Below are 18289 nucleotides of genomic sequence, written 5' to 3'. Positions count from 1 at the left end.
GCACCTGCGGGGGGGTTGACCTGCTGGAATTCCCTATATTCGCCATAACTTATGTATCGGTAGGATGCGCCATCTTGTGCAAACAGGCTGGCCGGGTGCAGCAAAGGGCTGCGCTCTCGCCGGTGTCCGAGCCGCGCGGCGCAGTGCATTGTCGCTGTTTGTCACTGTTAGTCCGGCGCGGGCGAATTTCTGATGGATCGCTTTCATGCCTACCCCTTCGGTTGCAGTGCGCGTTGTCTTGACTCTTGCCGGCCTGTCGCTGGCGTCTGCTCCATCGTGGGGCGCAGACGCCCCGGCGGCTACGGCGTCCAGCGTCAGCGAAACTTCCTTTCCCGCGCCCACGCCGGCGCAGCTTCAGGCGGGCGCCAAGGTGGCGCAGACCTGCGCTGCCTGCCACGGCATCGACGGCAACGCCACTTCGACCGAATTTCCCAAACTGGCCGGCCAGCATGCCGACTATCTGGTCAAGCAGTTGCACGACTATCGCATCGCCAAGGGCGCCAAACACCCGGCGCGGGTCAACGCCATCATGAATGGCATGGCGGCAACGCTGACCGACGCGCAAATCCGAGATGTCGCGCTGTATTACAGCCGCCAGACCTTCAAGCCCGGGGTGGCCTTTGCCGACAAAAAAGAGTTGAAACTCGGCCAGGCGATCTGGATGGCGGGCATTCCCGACCGGGCCGTACCGGCGTGCGTATCGTGCCACGGCCCGGGCGGCGCGGGCATGCCTTCGCGCTATCCGCGTATCGGCGGGCAGTGGCAGGGCTACCTGGAAATGGAACTGCAGATGTTCCGCAACGACCGCCGCACCAACAGCCCGGAAATGCACGACATCGCGTCTCGCATGACCGACAAGCAGATCACCGCCGTGGCGGAGTATGCGGCTGGCTTGCGCGCTCCGACCGAGTTGCCGCGCTGAATCGGGCCGCGCCTCCAGCTGAAAGGCGACCGATACGCTCTGTTACCGGAACTTTCCCCCGCCGGGCATGCTCTGTCCTACGGCGAGACCAAGGGTGAGAGTCAGGGGCCGATGGTTTGGGTTTGGCTTGAAATGACCCGGCACGAACGGCCGCTCGCTCCGCGGAAAACCACGCTGCCCCAGCCTGGCGCATGACACCTCTGGCCTGTGGGATATCAAATTTGAGGTTTTTCTGTTTTGTTATATTGATTCGTTGATTTTTTCAAGCTATTGCATTTGTCATACCTGTCTTCGATGCTGTCCACCTACCCTTTTGCGGGGCGCCGCTGGGTGGTCTGATTCATCAAAGTCCGGCCTACCGATTTCCCATCGATCGCTAATCGTTCGCTGCGCCTAGTTTCCCATCGTATGTCTGCCACCCCATCGCCAGTTCCCAACACCACTCTGAGTACCTCCGGCTGGGAGCTGCAGCACGGCTCACGCGCCTGGCGCGCCTTTGTCGAACTGCTTTCGTCGATGCGCTTTGCCATTGCGCTGCTGGTGATCGTCGCCGTCGCCAGCATCATCGGCACGGTGCTCACCCAGGGACAGCCCTACAACAATTACATCAACCAGTTCGGACCGTTCTGGGCGGAAGTTTTCCGTAAGTTCGAGCTGTATAACGTCTATTCCTCCTGGTGGTTCCTGCTGATCCTGACCTTTCTGGTGGTGTCCACCAGCCTGTGCCTGATCCGCAATACGCCCAAGATCATCACCGATCTGAAGACCTATAAAGAGGGGATGCGCGAGCAGAGCATGCGCCACTTCCACGAGCGTGGCGAAACCACGTTCACCGATGGCCGCGCGGCCACCGTGGCGCATTTGACGGGCGTCATGAAGAGCCACGGCTACAAGTTCAAGGTGCAGGAGCGTCCTGCGGCGCAGGAGGGCGGTGCGGGCGCCACCATGATCGCTGCGAAGACCGGAGGCATCAACCGCATTGGTTATGTGCTGGCGCATGCCGCATTCGTGCTGATCTGCGTAGGAGCGCTGTTCGATGGCGACATGATGATCAAGGCGCAGATGTGGATGTTCGGCAAAGAGCCGCTCAAGGCGAATATGCTGTTGTCGCAGGTGCCCGAGATCAACAAGCTGTCGGTGCACAACCCGACCTTTCGCGGCAATCTGCAGATTCCCGATGGCGGCGAATCGAATATGGCGGTGCTCAGCATGGGCGACGGCGTGTTGCTGCAGCCGCTGCCGTTCAACATCCATTTGAAAAAATTCAACATCGACTTCTATTCCACCGGCATGCCGCGCTTGTTCGCCAGTGATGTGGTGATCACCGATCCCCGCTCGGGCAAGAGCTTTCCGGCGAAGATCGAGGTCAACCATCCGTTGACGTATGACGGCGTCACCATCTTCCAGTCGGGCTTCGCCGATGGCGGATCTGAACTGTTCCTCAAGGCCTGGCCGATGCACGGCCCCAGCGACAAGACCTTCGATCTGACCGGCACCGTGGGCTCGGATCGCCAGCTCAGCAATGGGGCGCAGAGCATGCAGGTCGAGTTCACCGAACTGCGGATCTTCAACGTGCAGGACATGAGCCCGGCGCAGATGACCGGCGTCAAACCCAAGGAGCAATCCTTCATGTCCGGCTTCGATCGGCACCTGGGCGCACCTGTGGCCGCGCCGGGTGAGCGGCATCTGCAGAACATCGGCCCCGCGGTGATCTATAAGATTCGCGATGCTTCGGGTCAGGCGCACGAGTATTTCAACTACATGTTGCCGGTTGAGCTCAATGGCGAAAAGGTGTTCCTCGCCGGGGAGCGCGGTTCGCTCGACGCGGGTTACAAATATCTGCGCATACCGGCCGACAGCAATGATTCCATCGATGGCTGGATGCGGTTCCGCGCCGCCTTGTTCAACTCGAAAGATCGTCAGGAGGCCGCAGCCCAGTACGTCGCCGCGTCTTTGCCGCCAGACGCGACTGCCGAGCTGAAAAATCAACTCCTGGTAACCGCCTCGCGCACGTTGGATATTTTTGCGGGTGAAATTCCCAACGATCCCAAAACCGGCAAGCCGGTGGTTCAGGCGCCCGGCGGCCTGCCCGCGCTCGCGCAGTATCTCGAAGCCGCCGTGCCGCAAGACAAGCAGCAGCAGGCGTCCGACGTGTTCGTGCGCATTCTGAACGGCACGCTGTGGCAGCTCTGGCAGATCAGCCGCGAAAATCATGGAGAAAAGCCGGTCACTCAAGACCCGGCGCATGAAAAATTCTTCGACTCGGCCGTACTCGCCCTGTCCGACACCTTCTTCTATCCGTCGCCGCTCTATCTGCAGATGACCAATTACAAGCAGATCCAGGCCAGCATCTTCCAGGTGGCGCGCGCCCCTGGCAAGGTTGTGGTCTATACCGGCGCGGTCTTGCTCATTCTTGGCGTATTTGCCATGCTTTACATCCGTGAACGCCGCGTCTGGTTTTTGGTGAAAGACCGTGAAGACGGCGGCAGCGACACCCTCATGGCCATGAGCACCAACCGTCGCACCATGGAATACAAGAAGGAATTTGAAACACTGCGCACAGCCAGTCTGGGCGTAGCATCACCCGACCCGGCGAAAGCACAATCGCCGGACACTGCCTCGACCTGAATAGGGACCCGCCATGGAACTTGCCAGCAAATCCCATAGCTTGCCACTGAACTCCAAGAGTTCGGAACCTCCGCGCCAGAACGGCATCGGTGCTTACTTGCGCCGACGCTCCATGTATGACTGGATTTTTCTACTGCTCATCGCCGGCGGCGATGCGTATGTGCTGAGCCAGTACGGCCAGAACATGAACTATTACGTCAAGCTCATTTTCCTGGGAGCGACGACGACGTTGATGTTCCTCGGATGGGGGTGGACGGCCATCAAGAATTTGGCGCTTGTTGTGACGGGCCTGTCGCTCTTCGGCATCTGGCTGTATCAGGGGCCGGATGGGCACGCCGTGCTGGCGCGCAGTGAACAGGTGTTTTTCCTCAAGTACTTCCTCGCCAGCCAGTCTGCGATTCTGTGGATGGCGTTCCTGATGTTCCTGAGCACCGCAGCCTACTGGTTCGGCATGTTCACCGGCCCGGCGCAGAATACCGCAGCAGGTATGGCGCTGGCCGGCGGAGGCGGGGCGATGGCAGGCGGCGGCGACGGTATGGTGCGCGATGCCAAGGGCTGGCAGTCCAATTTCTCGCAGTACTTCGGTTCGCGTCTAGCCTGGGTGGGCATCACCATGGCGCTGGTCGGCACCATGATGCGCTGGTATGAGAGCTATCAGATCGGGCCGGACATCGGTCATATCCCGCTGTCGAACCTGTACGAAGTGTTCGTGCTGTTCTCCTGGCTGACCACCATTCTGTATCTGTATTTCGAGCAGAAATACAAGACCCGCAGCATGGGCGCCTTCGCCATGCTGGTGGTCAGCGCCGCGGTGGGCTTCCTGCTGTGGTACAGCATGGTGCAGAACGCCTACGAAATTCAGCCGCTGGTGCCTGCGCTGCAAAGCTGGTGGATGAAGTTGCACGTCCCGGCGAACTTCATCGGCTACGGCACCTTCGCCATCGCGGCCATGGTCGGCTTCGCTTACCTCATCAAGACCCATGCCAACGAGACTTCCTTGTGGAAGCTCACGCCGCTGTGGCTGATCGGCTTTGTGATGTTCTTCGAGCCGCTGGTGTTCCGTCAGGGCGGCATCTCCGAGTACTGGGGCGTGTTCGCCGGTGTCTCGGCGCTGATCGTGGCCGGTATTTTGTATGGCCGCCGTCGCATCGCCTCGCATCTGCCCTCGCTGGAAGTGATGGATGATGTGATGTACAAGTCCATCGCTATCGGCTTCACCTTTTTCACCATCGCCACCATTCTGGGTGCGCTGTGGGCCGCCGAGGCCTGGGGCGGCTACTGGAGCTGGGACCCGAAGGAAACCTGGGCGCTGATCGTCTGGCTGAACTACGCCGCATGGCTGCACATGCGCCTCATCAAGGGTCTGCGCGGTCAGGTTGCCGCGTGGTGGGCGCTGACCGGCCTGCTGGTCACCACCTTCGCCTTCCTCGGCGTGAACATGTTCCTCTCGGGCCTGCATTCCTACGGCAAGCTGTGAGATGAACTAGCGACGTAAAAAAGGCCCTTCGGGGCCTTTTTTATTGGAAGTAGCCATGAAGAAAGACCTCCTTCACACCCCAATCCCCTCAGAGCAGGCGGGGATGGGCTCGCACTGTAAGGTTCGGCGTGTTGCAGCGACTACCCGCTGTCGCGATGGAATAAGGTCGCCCGATCTGCCGTCTATCGACCGGCATACCAGCCCGCCGCACAGGAGCACATCATGAGCAAGCGTCAAGACCAAGGTTTCGAGCACCCGCATTCTTCGGAAATCACGCCGAAAGAAGTCTATAAAGATCGTCGGCACTTTCTCGCGGCGGCCGGAGTCGGCGCCGCGGCAGGCGTGGCGGCGCTCACTGCACATCGTGCGCAGGCGACCGCAACACCTGTGCACGGCGGCCTGCCCGCACCGGGCAAGTTGCCTGCGCTGGCCGCGCAAAAAAACACCGCCCTGTCCACCACGCAGGCGACGACGCCATACAAGGACGTCACGACCTACAACAATTTCTACGAATTCGGTACGAGCAAGAGCGATCCGTCCCAGAATGCCGGCAGTCTGAAGACCCGGCCGTGGACCGTGGTGGTGGAGGGTGAGGTGCACAAGCCGCGCACCTTCGGCATCGACGATCTGCTCAAACTCGCGCCGATGGAAGAGCGCATCTACCGCCATCGTTGCGTCGAGGGTTGGGCGATGGTGGTGCCCTGGCTGGGCTATTCGCTCTCCAACCTGCTCAAGGCCGTCGAGCCCACGGGCAACGCCAAGTATGTGGAATACATCACCTTGCTCGACCCGGCGGAGATGCCGGGACAGAACGACCCCATTCTGCAATGGCCGTATCTCGAAGGGCTGCGCATGGACGAGGCCATGCACCCGCTCACCCTGCTCACGTTTGGCCTTTATGGCGAAGTGCTGCCCAATCAGGACGGCGCGCCGATGCGCATGGTCATTCCCTGGAAATACGGGTTCAAGGGCGGCAAGTCCATCGTCAAGATTCGGCTGGTGGAAAAACAGCCCGTCACTTCATGGATGCGAGCCGTGCCGCAGTGGTACGGGTTTTACTCCAACGTCAACCCCGACGTGAGCCCGCAGAACTGGAGCCAGGCCAATGAACGCATGATCGGACAGGGCGGCGCCTTCGGCGGCCTGTTCGCGCCGCGCATTCCCACGCAACTGTTCAACGGCTATGGCGCGCAGGTCGCCAGCCTGTATCAGGGCATGAATCTGAAAAAGTTTTTCTGAGTGCCATGACTGCCGCGTCGTCGCTCTCTCTGCCGCGTCGGGTCTTGCGCAGCCGGGCGGTCAAGCCGCTGTTGTTCGTGCTGTGCCTGCTGCCTTTCGCCGGTTTGTTCTGGCGCGGCTGGACCAACGATCTGGGGCCCAACCCGGAACAGACCGTGATCTGGACCACCGGTCTATGGGCGTTGCGGCTGCTGCTGATCACCCTGTCGGTCACGCCCTTGCGCAAGCTCACCGTATGGGCCGAGCTGGCGCGCTTTCGGCGGATGTTCGGCTTGTTCGTGTTTTTCTACGCGCTGCTGCACTTCACCGCGTGGCTGGGCCTGGTCAACGGTTTCAGCGTTGACATGGCCTTGCGCGATGTGGTCAAACATCCCTTTGTGCTCGCCGGAATGACCGCCTTATTGCTGATGACCCCGCTGGCGCTGACCTCCACCAACGGCATGATCCGCCGTCTCGGCGCCCGCCGCTGGCAGGCCTTGCACCGTCTGGTTTACGTGGTCGGCGTGGTGGCGGTGTTCCACTTCTGGTGGGGCAAGCTGGCGAAGAACAATACCGCCAGCCCCACGGTCTATGCGCTGATTCTCGCGCTACTGCTGGGGCTGCGGCTGTGGTGGGCCTGGCGGGCGGCGCAGGCTCGCCGCACTCAACTGCACCGCGCAAGAGCTAGCGACGATCAGAGCAACGATCCGATCGGAAAACAGGTCGGCAAGCAGGTCACCAATCAGGTCGGCAAGCAGGTCGTCAATCAGGGCAAGAGCCGTTCGCTGGCGTAGAGTTGTTCGGGCGTTTCGCGCGGACGAATCAGCGTGGCGGTGGCGCCGTCGACCATGACTTCGGCGGGTCGGCCGCGGCTGTTGTAGTTGGACGCCATCACCATGCCGTAGGCGCCGCTCGACAAAATGGCCAGCAGGTCGCCTTCCGCCAGCACCAGCGCGCGGTCGCGGGCCAGCCAGTCGGCCGATTCGCACACTGGGCCGACGATGTCGTATTTCAAGGCGCTGCCTTCCCTTTGCTCGGTAGGGACGACGGCCTGCTCGGCCGAGTAAAGCGCGGGGCGGATCAGATCGTTCATGCCAGCGTCGACCACGGCAAAGTGCTTGACCGGGGTGGATTTGAGAAACAGGGTGCGCGTGAGCAGCACGCCGGCATTGCCGACGATGGAACGACCGGGCTCAATCACGACGGTGCGATGACCGAAACCGCGCGCGGAGATGCGCGCCAGCAGCGGGCTCAGCCATTCCTGCGGCGTCGGCGGGGTTTCGTCGGTGTAGCGGATGCCCAAACCGCCGCCGAGATCGATGTGCTCGATTTTCGCGCCTTTGCGCTCCATCTGCTCCACCAGATCGAGCACCTTGTCCAGCGCGTCCAGATAGGGTTCGACGGTCGTGATCTGCGAGCCGATGTGGCAGGCGATGCCTACCAGTTGCACTTGCTCGAACTGCGCAGTCTGCAGCGCAAGTTGCGCAGCCTGATCTTGCGAGATGCCGAATTTGTTGGTTTTCAGGCCCGTGGAAATATAGGGATGCGTACCGGCGTCGACGTCCGGGTTGACGCGCAGCGCCACACGCGCGACTTTGCCCGCGGCCTGTGCGACCCGGTTGAGCGCGGCCAACTCGCTGGGCGACTCGACGTTGAAGCACTCCACACCGACATCGAGCGCAAAGCGCATATCGTCGGCCGACTTGCCCACGCCGGAAAACACCACTTTGCCCGCTTCGCCCCCTGCAGCCAATACCCGTTTGAGTTCACCCGCCGAAACGATGTCGAAGCCCCAGCCCAGGCGCGCGAGCAGCTGCAGCACCACCAGGTTGGAGTTCGCCTTCACCGCGTAACGCAGGGCGACGTGCACCGGGCTGGCCTGCGCCGCTTGGCTATAGCGTTGCGCCGCCTCTTCGATCGAGGCGCGCGAATAGACATAGGTCGGGGTGCCGAATTCAGCCGCCACGGCAGAGGCGGTGACTTGCTCGATCTTCAAGGTCGAGCCGGCATAGGCGATGTGGGGATGCCCAGGCAGGGCAGGGAGGAGCAAGGTCTTCATCAAGGCGTCCGAAAAATGGCGGCAAACAAACGTGGCAAGTCATTGCAGCAAACCGAGGCAGCAAACCGAGGCAGCCAACCCTCAGCGCGGTGCGGCAGAGGCTGAATGCGCTGGGGCGGGCGTGGGCAGGTACAAGGGGCCGGTCTGTCCGCAGCCGCCCAGCAAAACAACCACCCCGAGCGCGGCCATCAGGCGTAGCAGAGGGCGCAGGTGCTGCGGTCGATTAAGCTTTGTGTCCATCGAAAATCAGTGTATCAGCCGCCCCATGTCCGACACGCTCGACGACACCCGTTATCTGCAGATTGCCGAACAGGCCATGGCCGCCATCGAAGCGGCCGCCGACGCCGCCGACCTCGATTCCAAACGCGACGGCTCCGTGCTGCGGCTGGAACTCGACAGCGGAGATCAGGTCATCATCAACCTGCAGCAGCCCACGCATCAGGTCTGGCTCGCCTCGCGCGCCGGAGCGCATCACTTTGTGTGGAGCGGCAGCCATTGGTGCGACACCCGCACCGGCGAAACGCTCGGCGCGGCACTGCACCGGGTCATGCAGACGCTGGACGCGCCGCTTCTCGACTTGCCCACGCTGTAAGCCAGTTCGGCGTCAATTGCCTTTGAACAGATCGAGGATGGAGTCGCGCTCTTGCCGCGTGACCTCGGGCGGCGGCAGGGGCGCGTCCAGTCCGAGGCTGGCAACCCCGCCGCCATTGGCGAAATTGCTGTACACGGGCTCGCCGTTTTCCACCACGATGCCCGGCGGTTGCGCATAGCTGGTAACCGGCACGTTCTGCAAAGCCGTCTGCATGTAGCGAATCCAGATCGGCAGGGCCAGCGCACCGCCGGTCTCCTTGTTGCCCAGTTTCTTTGGCGTGTCGTAGCCCACCCAGGCCACGCCCACCAAGCTGGGCTGGAAGCCGCAGAACCAGGCGTCGAGAAAGTCGTTGGTCGTGCCCGTCTTGCCGTAAAGGTCGGGGCGCTTGAGCGTCGCCTGCGCCCGCGCCGCGGTGCCCGAGCGCGTGACCTCCTGCAGCAGACTGTCCATGACATAGGCGTTGCGCGGCGAAATCACCCGCAGTTTTTCATCGCCCGCTTGCTGCGGCCGATCCTGAAACAGCACCTGCCCTTGGGAATCGGTGATCTTGCTGATTAAAAAGGGCTTGAGCAGATAGCCGCCGTTGGCAAGCACGCTGTACGCACGTGCCATCTGCAAGGGCGTGACCGTGCCCGCGCCCAGCGCCAAGGTGAGGTAAGGCGGCTGGCGGCTGGCCTCGAAGCCAAAACGGGTGCTCCAGGTTTGCGCGAACTTCGGGCCGATGTCGTCGAGCACGCGGATGGCCACCATATTCTTCGACTGCGCCACGGCTCGCCGCAGGCTGATCGGCCCTTCGTATTTGCCGTCATAATTTTTCGGCTCCCACGATTCGCCGCCTGTCTGCGCCGCGGAGAAAAATATCGGCGCGTCGTTGACCACGGTGAGCGGGGTGATGCCTTTTTCCAGCGCTGCCGAGTAGATGAAGGGCTTGAAACTCGATCCCGGTTGGCGCCAGGCCTGGGTGGCGTGATTGAACTTGTTGCGCGCGAAGTCCAGGCCGCCCACCATCGAAACGATGGCACCATTATTCGGGTTCATCGACACGAAGGCCGACTGCACCTGCGGCAGTTGGGTGATGACCCATTGTCCTGGCCCATCCTCCGCCAGCCACACCACCGCCCCGGCGCGCAGCTTGATGGCGGGCTGCGCCTTGTCCGACAGCCCGAGTGCGCGCACCTGCCGCAACCCCGCGCCTGAGACGGTCACGATCTGTCCCGCCTCGGTCATCACTTTCACTTCGGCGGGCTTTGCGCTGAGCACCACGCTGCACACCATGTCGTCGGCTGCGAGTCGGTCGGCGCAGGCCTGTTCGATCGCTCCGGGAATCGCGTCCACCGCACCTGGTAGATCGATGAAGGCGTCAGGTCCTCGATACGGCTGGCGCAACTCGTAAGACAGTACGCCGCTCTGCACCGAGCGCCAGGCCGCCAGTTGATCGCGCAAGCGTATGGTGGTGTAAACATTCAATCCTCGCGTGTAGGCGGCTTCGTGGTAGCGGTCGAACACCATCTGACGCACCGTCTCTGTGATGTAGCCCGCATGCACGTTGTCCTCCGTCTGCGCGGTGCGCAGCGCCAGCGGTTCGTCCCGGGCCTGTTGCGCCTGCGTCGGGGTGATCCAGCGCAGTTGCTGCAAGCGCGCGATCACATGCAACTGGCGTTGCCGCGCTCGCTGCGGGTTGCTGATGGGGTTGTAAGCCGAGGGCGCTTTGGGCAGACCTGCCAGCATCGCCATCTGCGCCAGGGAGAGCTGGTCGAGCGGTTTGGCGAAGTAAGCCTGTGCGGCCGCGGCAAAACCGTAGGCCTTGCGGCCGAGGAAAATCTGATTCATGTAAAGCTGCAGAATCTGGTCCTTGCTCATCTGCTGCTCGATCTTCAGCGCCAGTAGCACCTCGAACAACTTGCGGGTGAAGGTCTTGTCGCGCGACAGATAAAAATTGCGCGCCACCTGCATGGTGATGGTCGAGGCGCCCTGACTGCGCGAGCGCTCCAGATTCGCCAGCAGCGCACGAGCCACCCCGGGCCAATCGATGCCGCCGTGCTGATAGAAGCGGTCGTCTTCTGTGGCCAGCACCGCTTTTTTCATCAGATCGGGAATTTGCCCAATGGGCATGAACACCCGGCGCTCCTCGCCAAACTCGCCCAGCAGCGCGTTGTCCGCCGAATACACCCGCAGCGGCAACTGGGGTTGATAGTTCTGCAATTCCGAGATGTCGGGCAGTCGCGGCCAGCTGAGCGCCAGCACCAGCCCCACAACCAGCGCGGCCGCGATCAGCAGCCCCACGACCGTGACCACCAGGCCGATCAGGGCGCGCAGCCACCAGGGAGAGCGAGCGCGCGGGCGCGGCGTCGGAGAGGGCGAAGCGGTAGAGGAAGAACTCATTGAGGCGGGCGGACGCGAAGTTCCGCAGGAGGCTTACGCGGCTTGCGCGCAGTGGAGAAGGAGGCCGCCGCACGACCCACGAGCAAACGCTTGGAGAGGGCGGAAAGAAAATTTTGTTGCAAATTATAAAAATCCCCGCCGTTGTGCCGTAAGAAATCACAAATGCTCACCCGCCTAGCCGTCGTGGGAGTTTTGCAACGTTTTTCTGCTGGGCCGGGGTTTACACGTTAGTACATCAAGGACTTGTTGGTAGGATCGAAGAAAAAATCTGAGTTCGTAGCGCAAACAAACCGGGGTGCAGGTTGATGCACCAACAGGGGCTGGCACGCATTTCGGTGCACCAAAAGCTGGCCTACGAGCTTGCGCACAATGTTGCAAATCAATCGGGGGGTCTTCAGTGGCCACATTTGGCAGTCTGTTTCGCAAGCGCTATGCGCCAATGATCGGGCTGGATATCAGCAGTTCCAGCGTCAAGCTCGTCGAGCTCGATATGGATGACCGCGGCCAGTACACCTTGCTGCGCGCCGCCATGGAGCCTCTCGAAAAGGGTTCCGTGGTCGATGGCAACATCGAGAAGCTCGACGATGTGGTCGAGGCCGTGCGCAAGGTCGTCCGCAAGAGCGGCACCAAGGCCAAGCAAGTCGCCATGGCCCTGCCGCCGTCGGCTGTCATAACTAAAAAGATTGTTCTTCCGGGCGAGTTGCGCGAAGAAGAAATCGAAGTGCAGGTCGAAAGCGAAGCCAATCAGTACATTCCGTTCGCTATCGATGAGGTGGCGCTTGATTTCAGCGTCCTCGGCCCCAGCAGCACCTCCCCTGGCGACCAGGAGGTGCTGATCGCCGCCTCACGGCGCGAAAAGGTGGATGATCGCCGCGGTATTGCCGAGGCTGCCGGTCTCAAGCCCGTGGTGATGGATATCGAAGCCTTCGCCTCGCGTCTGGCCGCTCAACGTCTGATTGAGCGGCTGCCCCGCGCCGGGCTCGACTTGCTCGTGGCGCTGTTCGAGGTGGGTGCAAGTTCCACCAGTCTGCAGATTCTGCGCAACGGTGAAACCCTCTACGACCGCGATCAGGCCTTCGGTGGCGCCCAGCTCACCCAGATGATCGCCCGCACCTACGGTTTTTCGCTCGAGGAGGCCGAGGCCAAGAAACGCGCCGCAGACCTTCCAGACGACTACGCCACGCAAGTGCTGGCGCCCTATATGGACAGTCTCACGCAGGAAATCGCGCGGGCGCTGCAGTTCTTCTATCGCGCCACGCCGTTTGGCCGGGTCGACTACATCCTGCTGGCCGGCGGCTCGTCGGCCTTGCCCGGTCTGGCGGAAAAAATTACCGCAACGGCTTCGGTGGCCTGCATGGTCATCAATCCGTTCGAGGGCATGGCGGTTGCCGAATCCGTGCGCGAAAAGAAGCTGCGCAGTCAGGCGCCGTCGTATCTGACCTGCTGCGGCTTGGCGATGCGGCGTTTCCTGCAATGACGCAGCAACGGGATCTGTCATGAATATCGTGTTGATCAATCTGCTTCCCCACCGGGATGCCAAGCGCAAAAAACGGCGCGAGGCCTTCTATGCGGGAGTCTTTGCCTCCATTGTGCTGGGCGGGCTGGTGCTGGCGCTCGGCTATACCGTGCTGAGTGAAATGATCACCCAGCAACAAAGCCGCAACGACTTCCTGAAGGCGGAAAACGCCAAACTCGACAGCCAGATCAAGGACATCGCCTCGCTCAAGGCCGAGATCGAAGCGCTGCGGGCGCGTCAAGATGCGGTTGAGGGCCTGCAGGCCGACCGCAACCTGCCGGTGCACCTGTTCGACGATCTGACCAAAGACACGCCGACCGGGGTTCAGCTCTCGCAGATTCGCCAGGACGGGGCGACTGTGCTCATTCAGGGCGTCGCGCTCAGCCAGGAGCGCGTGGCCGACTTTCTGCGCAATCTGAGCCGCCCCGATGGTTGGCTCGAAAAGCCTGAACTGATCGAGATCCGCTCGCAGATTGCTCCCGCTGCGGCGGGCAATGCGGCGCGCGTCGTGGCGCAGTTCCAGTTGCGCGCCACCCTCAAGCGGCCCACGCCGGCGGGCGCCGCCTCGGGTGCCACTTCAGGTGCGGCGCCAATGGCCAAGAATCCTTCGTGAGGCGACACTGATGGCGACCTCCAAACTCTCAAAAATCGACCTGAACGGTGCGTTTCAGGATATTTCGGCACAGTTCCGCGGGCTCAACCCCAACGATCCGGGCGCCTGGCCGGCCTGGCCGCGCAACACCGTCTATGTCGCTGCCTTTTTGCTGACCCTGGGGTTGGGCTGGTATGCCTGGCTGTCGGGCACGCGTGACGAACTCACCTCGGCCCAGCAGCAGGAAGTCACCCTGCGTCAGGAATACAAGAACAAACTCGAACAGGCCGTCAGCCTCGATCTGCTCAAGGCGCAGAAAGCCCAGGTGCAGCAATACGTGGCCCTGCTGGAAAAACAATTGCCGAGCAAGGCCGAGATGGACGCCCTGCTCTCCGACATCAACCAGGCGGGCATTGGCCGCGGTTTGCAATTCCAGCTGTTCAAACCGGGTCAGGTGGATGTGAAACCCTATTACGCCGAACTGCCGATTTCGATCAAGCTCGACGGCGGCTATACCGATCTGGCGGGCTTCGCCACCGATATCGCCAAGCTCTCGCGCATCGTGACCCTCAACAACATCAGCCTGACGGCCAATACGGGCAAGACCGGCGCCCCGATGGTCATGGACGCCACGGCCAAGACCTTCCGCTATCTGGACGCCGATGAAATCGCCGCCCAGGCCAAGCAGGCGAAAAAACCGGGAGGGGCGAAATGAGTTTGCACCGCGTTAGCCCATATCAGCACTTTCAGCGCTTTCGTTTGCCGCTGATTTCTGCGGCCCTGTTGTCAGCGGTACTCCTGTCGGGCTGCGGCCAGCAGCATGAAGATCTGCGCGAGTGGATGGCGCAACAGCGCGCCAGCATGCACCCGCGCATCAAACCCATCGAGCCGCCCAAGCCTTTCATTCCTGCCGTTTACGACCCGTCGATCGGCACCGATCCGTTCTCCACGACCAAACTCGAAGTGGGCGTGCGACAGGAGGTGCAGCAGCTCAACCCGCTGCTGCAGGCCGAGCTGGCCCGTCCCAAACAGCCGCTTGAGGCGTATTCACTCGACCAGATTCAAATGGTGGGCAGCGTGAAGATCAAAGGGCAGCAATACGCCCTGCTCAAGGCGGGCAACCTGTTGTACCGGGCGCATGTCGGCGAGTATGCCGGCCAGCACTTCGGAAAGATCATCAAAATTACTGATAGCCAAGTCGATTTGAGGGAACTGGTGCAAGACGCCACAGGCGATTGGGTCGAGCACCCGGCAACCCTTCAATTGCAGGAGAGCACACAATGAAGACGCCTTTCAAACGGCCGCTTTTTAACCGATGCCTGGGCATTGCACTGTTGACCGTAGCGGTTGTATTGGGGCTTGGGGCCGTTCCGGCTTACGCCGCCAACAACGCGATCCAGAACGTCACCGCCAGTCGGCAGGGCACGGAAACCGTGGTGCAAGTCAATCTGGCGCAGCCTCTGAGTGCCGCGCCCAATGGCTTCGTGATCGACCAGCCGGCTCGCATCGTGCTCGATTTCCCCGGCGTTGATTCGGCGCTCGATCGCCAGACCGTCAACTTCGAGCAGGGCAATCTGCGTTCGGTCAACGTGGTGCAGGCCCAGGGCCGCACCCGCATGGTGCTCAACCTGCGCCAGTCTGCCACCTACAAAACCCAGTTGGATGGCAATCGCCTGCTCGTGCTGCTCAATACCACGCATGAACAAGCGGCCGCGACTTCTGCCGCCACGGGGGCTCCGCAAGCCCAGACCGTGCACTTCGCCGACAACCTCAACACCCATCAAGTTGCGCTTCGGGCCATCAACTTCAAGCGCAGCACCGACGGCGCGGGCCGCGTGATCGTCAACTTGCCCAACAATCAGGTGGGCGTGGACATTCACCAACAGGGCCAGAATATCGTTGTCGATTTCCTCAAAACCTCGCTGCCCGCCGACCTGCGCCGTCGCCTCGACGTCACCGACTTCGCCACCCCTGTCACCTCCATCACGACCTTCCAGATGGGCGACAACGTGCGCATGGTCATTCAGCCCAATGGCGACTACGAGCAAAGCGCCTACCAGGCTGACGACCAGTTCGTCGTCGAATTGCGCCGCACCCAGCCCAACCCGAATGCCCTGGTGCAAGGCAACGGCCCCGGCTTCCACGGCCAAAAGCTCTCTCTCAATTTCCAGAACATAGACGTGCGCTCGCTGCTGCAAGTGTTCGCCGATTTCACGCATCTGAACGTGGTGGTCAGTGATTCCGTCACCGGCAACCTCACCCTGCGATTGAAAGACGTGCCTTGGGATCAGGCGCTGCAAGTCATCCTCCGCGCCAAGGGCTTGGGCGAACGCAAGGAAGGCAATGTGCTGTGGATCGCGCCGCGCGACGAAATCCTCGCCCGTGAAAAGGCCGACCTTGAAGCGAAAAAATCGCTCAGCGCCCTGGAGCCGGTGAAGTCAGAGACCTTCCAGCTCAACTACCAGAAAGCCGCTACCGTGGTCGCCATGCTCACTGGCGCCGCTGGGGGCGCGCAGTCTGGCACGACGGCAACGCCTTCTCCGGTACTGTTGCCCGGCCTGTCCAGTTCCGCAGCGCCCACCTCGCGCATCCTCTCCCCGCGCGGTACCGTGCTGGCTGACCCCCGCACCAACCAGATTTTCGTCACCGACATTCCCTCCAAGCTCGAAGAAGTCGCCCAACTCATCGCCAAGATCGACAAGCCCGTGCGCCAGGTCATGATCGAAGCGCGCATTGTGGAAGCCAGCGACCAGTTTGGACGCAGCCTTGGGGTGAAGCTGGGTTTCCTGGATGCGCGCGGGATTCAGGGCGGCGTGCCGGGCGTCAATTTGGTCGGCGGAACAAATGCTACGGTTTCAGGCGACTATTTGGGGGTTGCCAATCAAACCAACCAACCGGGTTCCTCCGCGGCAACACTGGCGGATTCACAGTTTGTCAATCTCCCCGCCTTCGGTTTGGCCGGCAGTTTGCTGGCTGGTGCTGCCCCGAGTTCCTTGGGTATCAGTTTGTTCAACGCTGCGGCCAACCGTTTCATCAATCTCGAACTGTCTGCGATGGAGGCAGACGGCAAAGGAAAAATTATTTCTTCGCCGCGTGTTATTACGGCGGATTTGAGCAAGGCAACTATTGAGCAGGGAACAGAAATCCCGTATCAGCAAGCTACATCGAGCGGCGCCACTGCGGTGACTTTCAAGAAGGCCGTTTTGAGCTTGGATGTCACCCCGCAAATCACACCCGAAGGAAATGTGATCATGAACGTGGAAATTCACAAGGATAGCCCGGGCGCATCAACGGCGGGTGTACCTTCCATCAATACCAATACGGTGACTACCCAGGTTCAAGTGGAAAACGGCGGCACTGTCGTGCTTGGGGGAATTTATACCTCGCAAGAGCAGAATCAGACCGACAAGGTGCCGCTGCTCGGCGATATTCCGGTACTTGGAAATCTATTCAAGAACAACAGCAAGATGTATAACAAAAACGAGTTGATGGTTTTTTTGACGCCAAAAATTGTGACAAACAACGATCTATCTCGCTGACTTGTTTCGGGGCAGCGCACTAAATTAATGGGATTACACGTTATGTTCCGACCACTTTTTTCTACTCTGAAATTTGTTTTGGCTGCGCTGGCAACACTAGCGCTGGTGGCTTGTGGTGGTGGGGGCGGCAGTTCTGGGACTCCGCTTCTTGGAACTGGTGTGGGTGGCGGTGGCGCGCCAACGTCTACTTCAGGCAGCACTGCGCTAGCCATTAGCCTGATTGTTGCTGGGGGAACCAGTACAGCAAACATTGCAAGCGGTCAAAGTACAGTTCTGATTGCGACTGTTACCAATGGATTAACAGGGGCAGTGGTTGCTAACCAAGCGGTAACATTTGCATTTTCTGCCAATATTTCTAACGCAAATATTACCGCCACCAGCGCTAATACAAGCGCTAACGGACAAGCGGCGACTCTTTACACTGCGGGAAATCAGAGCAGCGGCACGGACATCGTTACCGCGACAGTGACAGATAGCTCGGGGAATGTGGCAACGGCATCCGTCTCTCTTGCTGTTCAAGCAACAACCAGTAACTACACTATGACAGTTACGCCAAACGGGCAACTTAGTGTCGGGCCTAATGCTGTTAGCGGAACATTGCAGACGGTGGATAAAGCAATTCCGTTTACGATCAGTGTGAAGGACTCAAATGGAAATGCGGTGCCAAATCTGACTGTTACCTCGGCTCTCGGTAGTGCCAATTCAGCAACGTATCTTGGCAATCCTCCTGTTGCCGTGGTGCCTGGGTTCCTTACTCAGAGCGCGACCGTTTCTCCTACTTTGACAAATACAACTGACGCTAGCGGCCTGGTAAATCCAACATACATATCTGGAGGTAGGGCTGGTACGGACATAGTTATTTTTACAGTGACTCGCAATGGAATCATTATTGCAAGTCAGTCGGTTACAGTCGTCGTGAATTAAAGAATATACGCATCTTTGTTTTCGCTCACTCTATTTGATCAGAGGCTTTATTGATTAGTATTTTTCTGGTTGGCCTGATGGGGGCTGGCAAGACGACGGTAGGACGAACCTTGGCCCAAAGGGTGGGCCTTCGCTTCATCGACAGCGACCATGAGATCGAGCGCGAGCAGGGCTGCACGATTTCCGCGCTGTTTTCTCGGCTGGGTGAGGCGGGGTTTCGCGACATCGAGGCGCGCGCTATTGACGCGCTGACGCAGCTTGAGGGCATCGTGCTCGCTACCGGGGGCGGTGCGGTGCTGAGGCCGGAAAACCGCAAGGCGCTGCACGAAAGGGGCACGGTTGTCTATCTGCGCGCCAGCCCGGACGATCTTGCGCATCGCTTGCGCAACGACCGCAATCGGCCTTTGCTGCAACAAGGCGATGCGCGGGCCAAGCTGCAT

Annotated in this window: 16 protein-coding genes; 13 read left to right on the top strand and 3 right to left on the bottom strand. The window is 60.7% G+C overall.

Annotation, left to right across the window (positions count from 1 at the left end):
• The first annotated feature begins 205 nt into the window (after window positions 1-205).
• The 5 genes from B7X30_RS04170 (at window position 206) to msrQ (ending at window position 7039) form a co-directional block, all read left to right on the top strand.
• A complete protein-coding gene (locus tag B7X30_RS04170) occupies window positions 206-922 on the top strand; it encodes a c-type cytochrome (protein ID WP_286729216.1) in 717 nt (238 codons plus the stop codon).
• Between the two features lie 408 nt (window positions 923-1330).
• Window positions 1331-3550, top strand: coding sequence for a cytochrome c biogenesis protein ResB (locus B7X30_RS04165; RefSeq protein ID WP_276727818.1), 2220 nt, complete (start codon window positions 1331-1333; stop codon window positions 3548-3550).
• A 112-nt stretch (window positions 3551-3662) separates the two neighbouring features.
• Window positions 3663-5027: a c-type cytochrome biogenesis protein CcsB gene (gene ccsB, locus B7X30_RS04160; RefSeq protein ID WP_465020133.1), complete on the top strand. Its 1365-nt coding sequence runs from the start codon at window positions 3663-3665 to the stop codon at window positions 5025-5027.
• Window positions 5028-5249: 222 nt separating this feature from the next.
• On the top strand, window positions 5250-6266 hold the full coding sequence (msrP, locus tag B7X30_RS04155; RefSeq protein ID WP_276706272.1) for a protein-methionine-sulfoxide reductase catalytic subunit MsrP: 1017 nt from the start codon (window positions 5250-5252) through the stop codon (window positions 6264-6266).
• A 5-nt stretch (window positions 6267-6271) separates the two neighbouring features.
• Entirely contained in the window at window positions 6272-7039 is a 768-nt protein-coding gene (gene msrQ / locus B7X30_RS04150; protein WP_286729212.1) for a protein-methionine-sulfoxide reductase heme-binding subunit MsrQ, read from the top strand.
• Here the strand turns inward: msrQ and lysA are convergent.
• Together lysA and lptM are read right to left on the bottom strand one after the other, a co-directional pair.
• Complete coding sequence (gene lysA, locus B7X30_RS04145; protein WP_286729210.1) at window positions 7012-8304, bottom strand: diaminopimelate decarboxylase; 1293 nt, start codon at window positions 8302-8304, stop codon at window positions 7012-7014. The genes msrQ and lysA overlap by 28 nt on opposite strands.
• Window positions 8305-8385: 81 nt before the next feature.
• The gene (gene lptM, locus B7X30_RS04140) at window positions 8386-8544 is read right to left on the bottom strand and encodes an LPS translocon maturation chaperone LptM (protein WP_079668451.1); all 159 of its coding nucleotides are present in this window, start codon (window positions 8542-8544) and stop codon (window positions 8386-8388) included.
• A 25-nt stretch (window positions 8545-8569) separates the two neighbouring features.
• Here lptM and cyaY point away from each other — a divergent pair, with 25 nt between their 5' ends.
• Window positions 8570-8896, top strand: coding sequence for an iron donor protein CyaY (cyaY, locus tag B7X30_RS04135; RefSeq protein WP_286729209.1), 327 nt, complete (start codon window positions 8570-8572; stop codon window positions 8894-8896).
• A gap of 12 nt (window positions 8897-8908) precedes the next feature.
• Here the strand turns inward: cyaY and B7X30_RS04130 are convergent, their stop codons facing one another.
• Window positions 8909-11278 (bottom strand): penicillin-binding protein 1A, encoded by a 2370-nt coding sequence (locus B7X30_RS04130; protein ID WP_286729208.1) that lies wholly within the window; start codon window positions 11276-11278, stop codon window positions 8909-8911.
• Between the two features lie 397 nt (window positions 11279-11675).
• Between B7X30_RS04130 and B7X30_RS04125 the strand changes: the two genes are divergently transcribed.
• From B7X30_RS04125 to B7X30_RS04095, 7 genes are all read left to right on the top strand, one after another.
• The gene (locus B7X30_RS04125) at window positions 11676-12755 is read left to right on the top strand and encodes a pilus assembly protein PilM (protein WP_013104913.1); all 1080 of its coding nucleotides are present in this window, start codon (window positions 11676-11678) and stop codon (window positions 12753-12755) included.
• A 19-nt stretch (window positions 12756-12774) separates the two neighbouring features.
• Window positions 12775-13407, top strand: a complete 633-nt coding sequence (locus B7X30_RS04120; protein ID WP_013104914.1) for a PilN domain-containing protein — start codon at window positions 12775-12777, stop codon at window positions 13405-13407.
• 10 nt (window positions 13408-13417) lie between these two features.
• Entirely contained in the window at window positions 13418-14101 is a 684-nt protein-coding gene (locus B7X30_RS04115; RefSeq protein WP_013104915.1) for a type IV pilus inner membrane component PilO, read from the top strand.
• Window positions 14098-14670 (top strand): pilus assembly protein PilP, encoded by a 573-nt coding sequence (locus tag B7X30_RS04110; RefSeq protein WP_013104916.1) that lies wholly within the window; start codon window positions 14098-14100, stop codon window positions 14668-14670. Before B7X30_RS04115 ends, B7X30_RS04110 begins: the two co-directional genes overlap by 4 nt.
• A complete protein-coding gene (locus B7X30_RS04105) occupies window positions 14667-16925 on the top strand; it encodes a type IV pilus secretin PilQ (RefSeq protein ID WP_286729204.1) in 2259 nt (752 codons plus the stop codon). The genes B7X30_RS04110 and B7X30_RS04105 overlap by 4 nt, the downstream gene beginning before the upstream one ends.
• Before the next feature lie 42 nt (window positions 16926-16967).
• Window positions 16968-17849, top strand: a complete 882-nt coding sequence (locus B7X30_RS04100) for a hypothetical protein (RefSeq protein WP_286729202.1) — start codon at window positions 16968-16970, stop codon at window positions 17847-17849.
• Between the two features lie 53 nt (window positions 17850-17902).
• Window positions 17903-18289, top strand: a 387-nt coding sequence (locus B7X30_RS04095) for a shikimate kinase (RefSeq protein ID WP_286729399.1), incomplete at its 3' end; no start/stop codon positions are given.

Source organism: Thiomonas sp. 13-64-67 (assembly GCF_002282795.1).
In the GTDB taxonomy this organism is placed as follows: domain Bacteria; phylum Pseudomonadota; class Gammaproteobacteria; order Burkholderiales; family Burkholderiaceae_C; genus Thiomonas; species Thiomonas arsenitoxydans.
The sequence above is the reverse complement of the archived record's forward strand: the minus strand, read 5'-3'. Positions and strand labels throughout refer to the sequence as shown.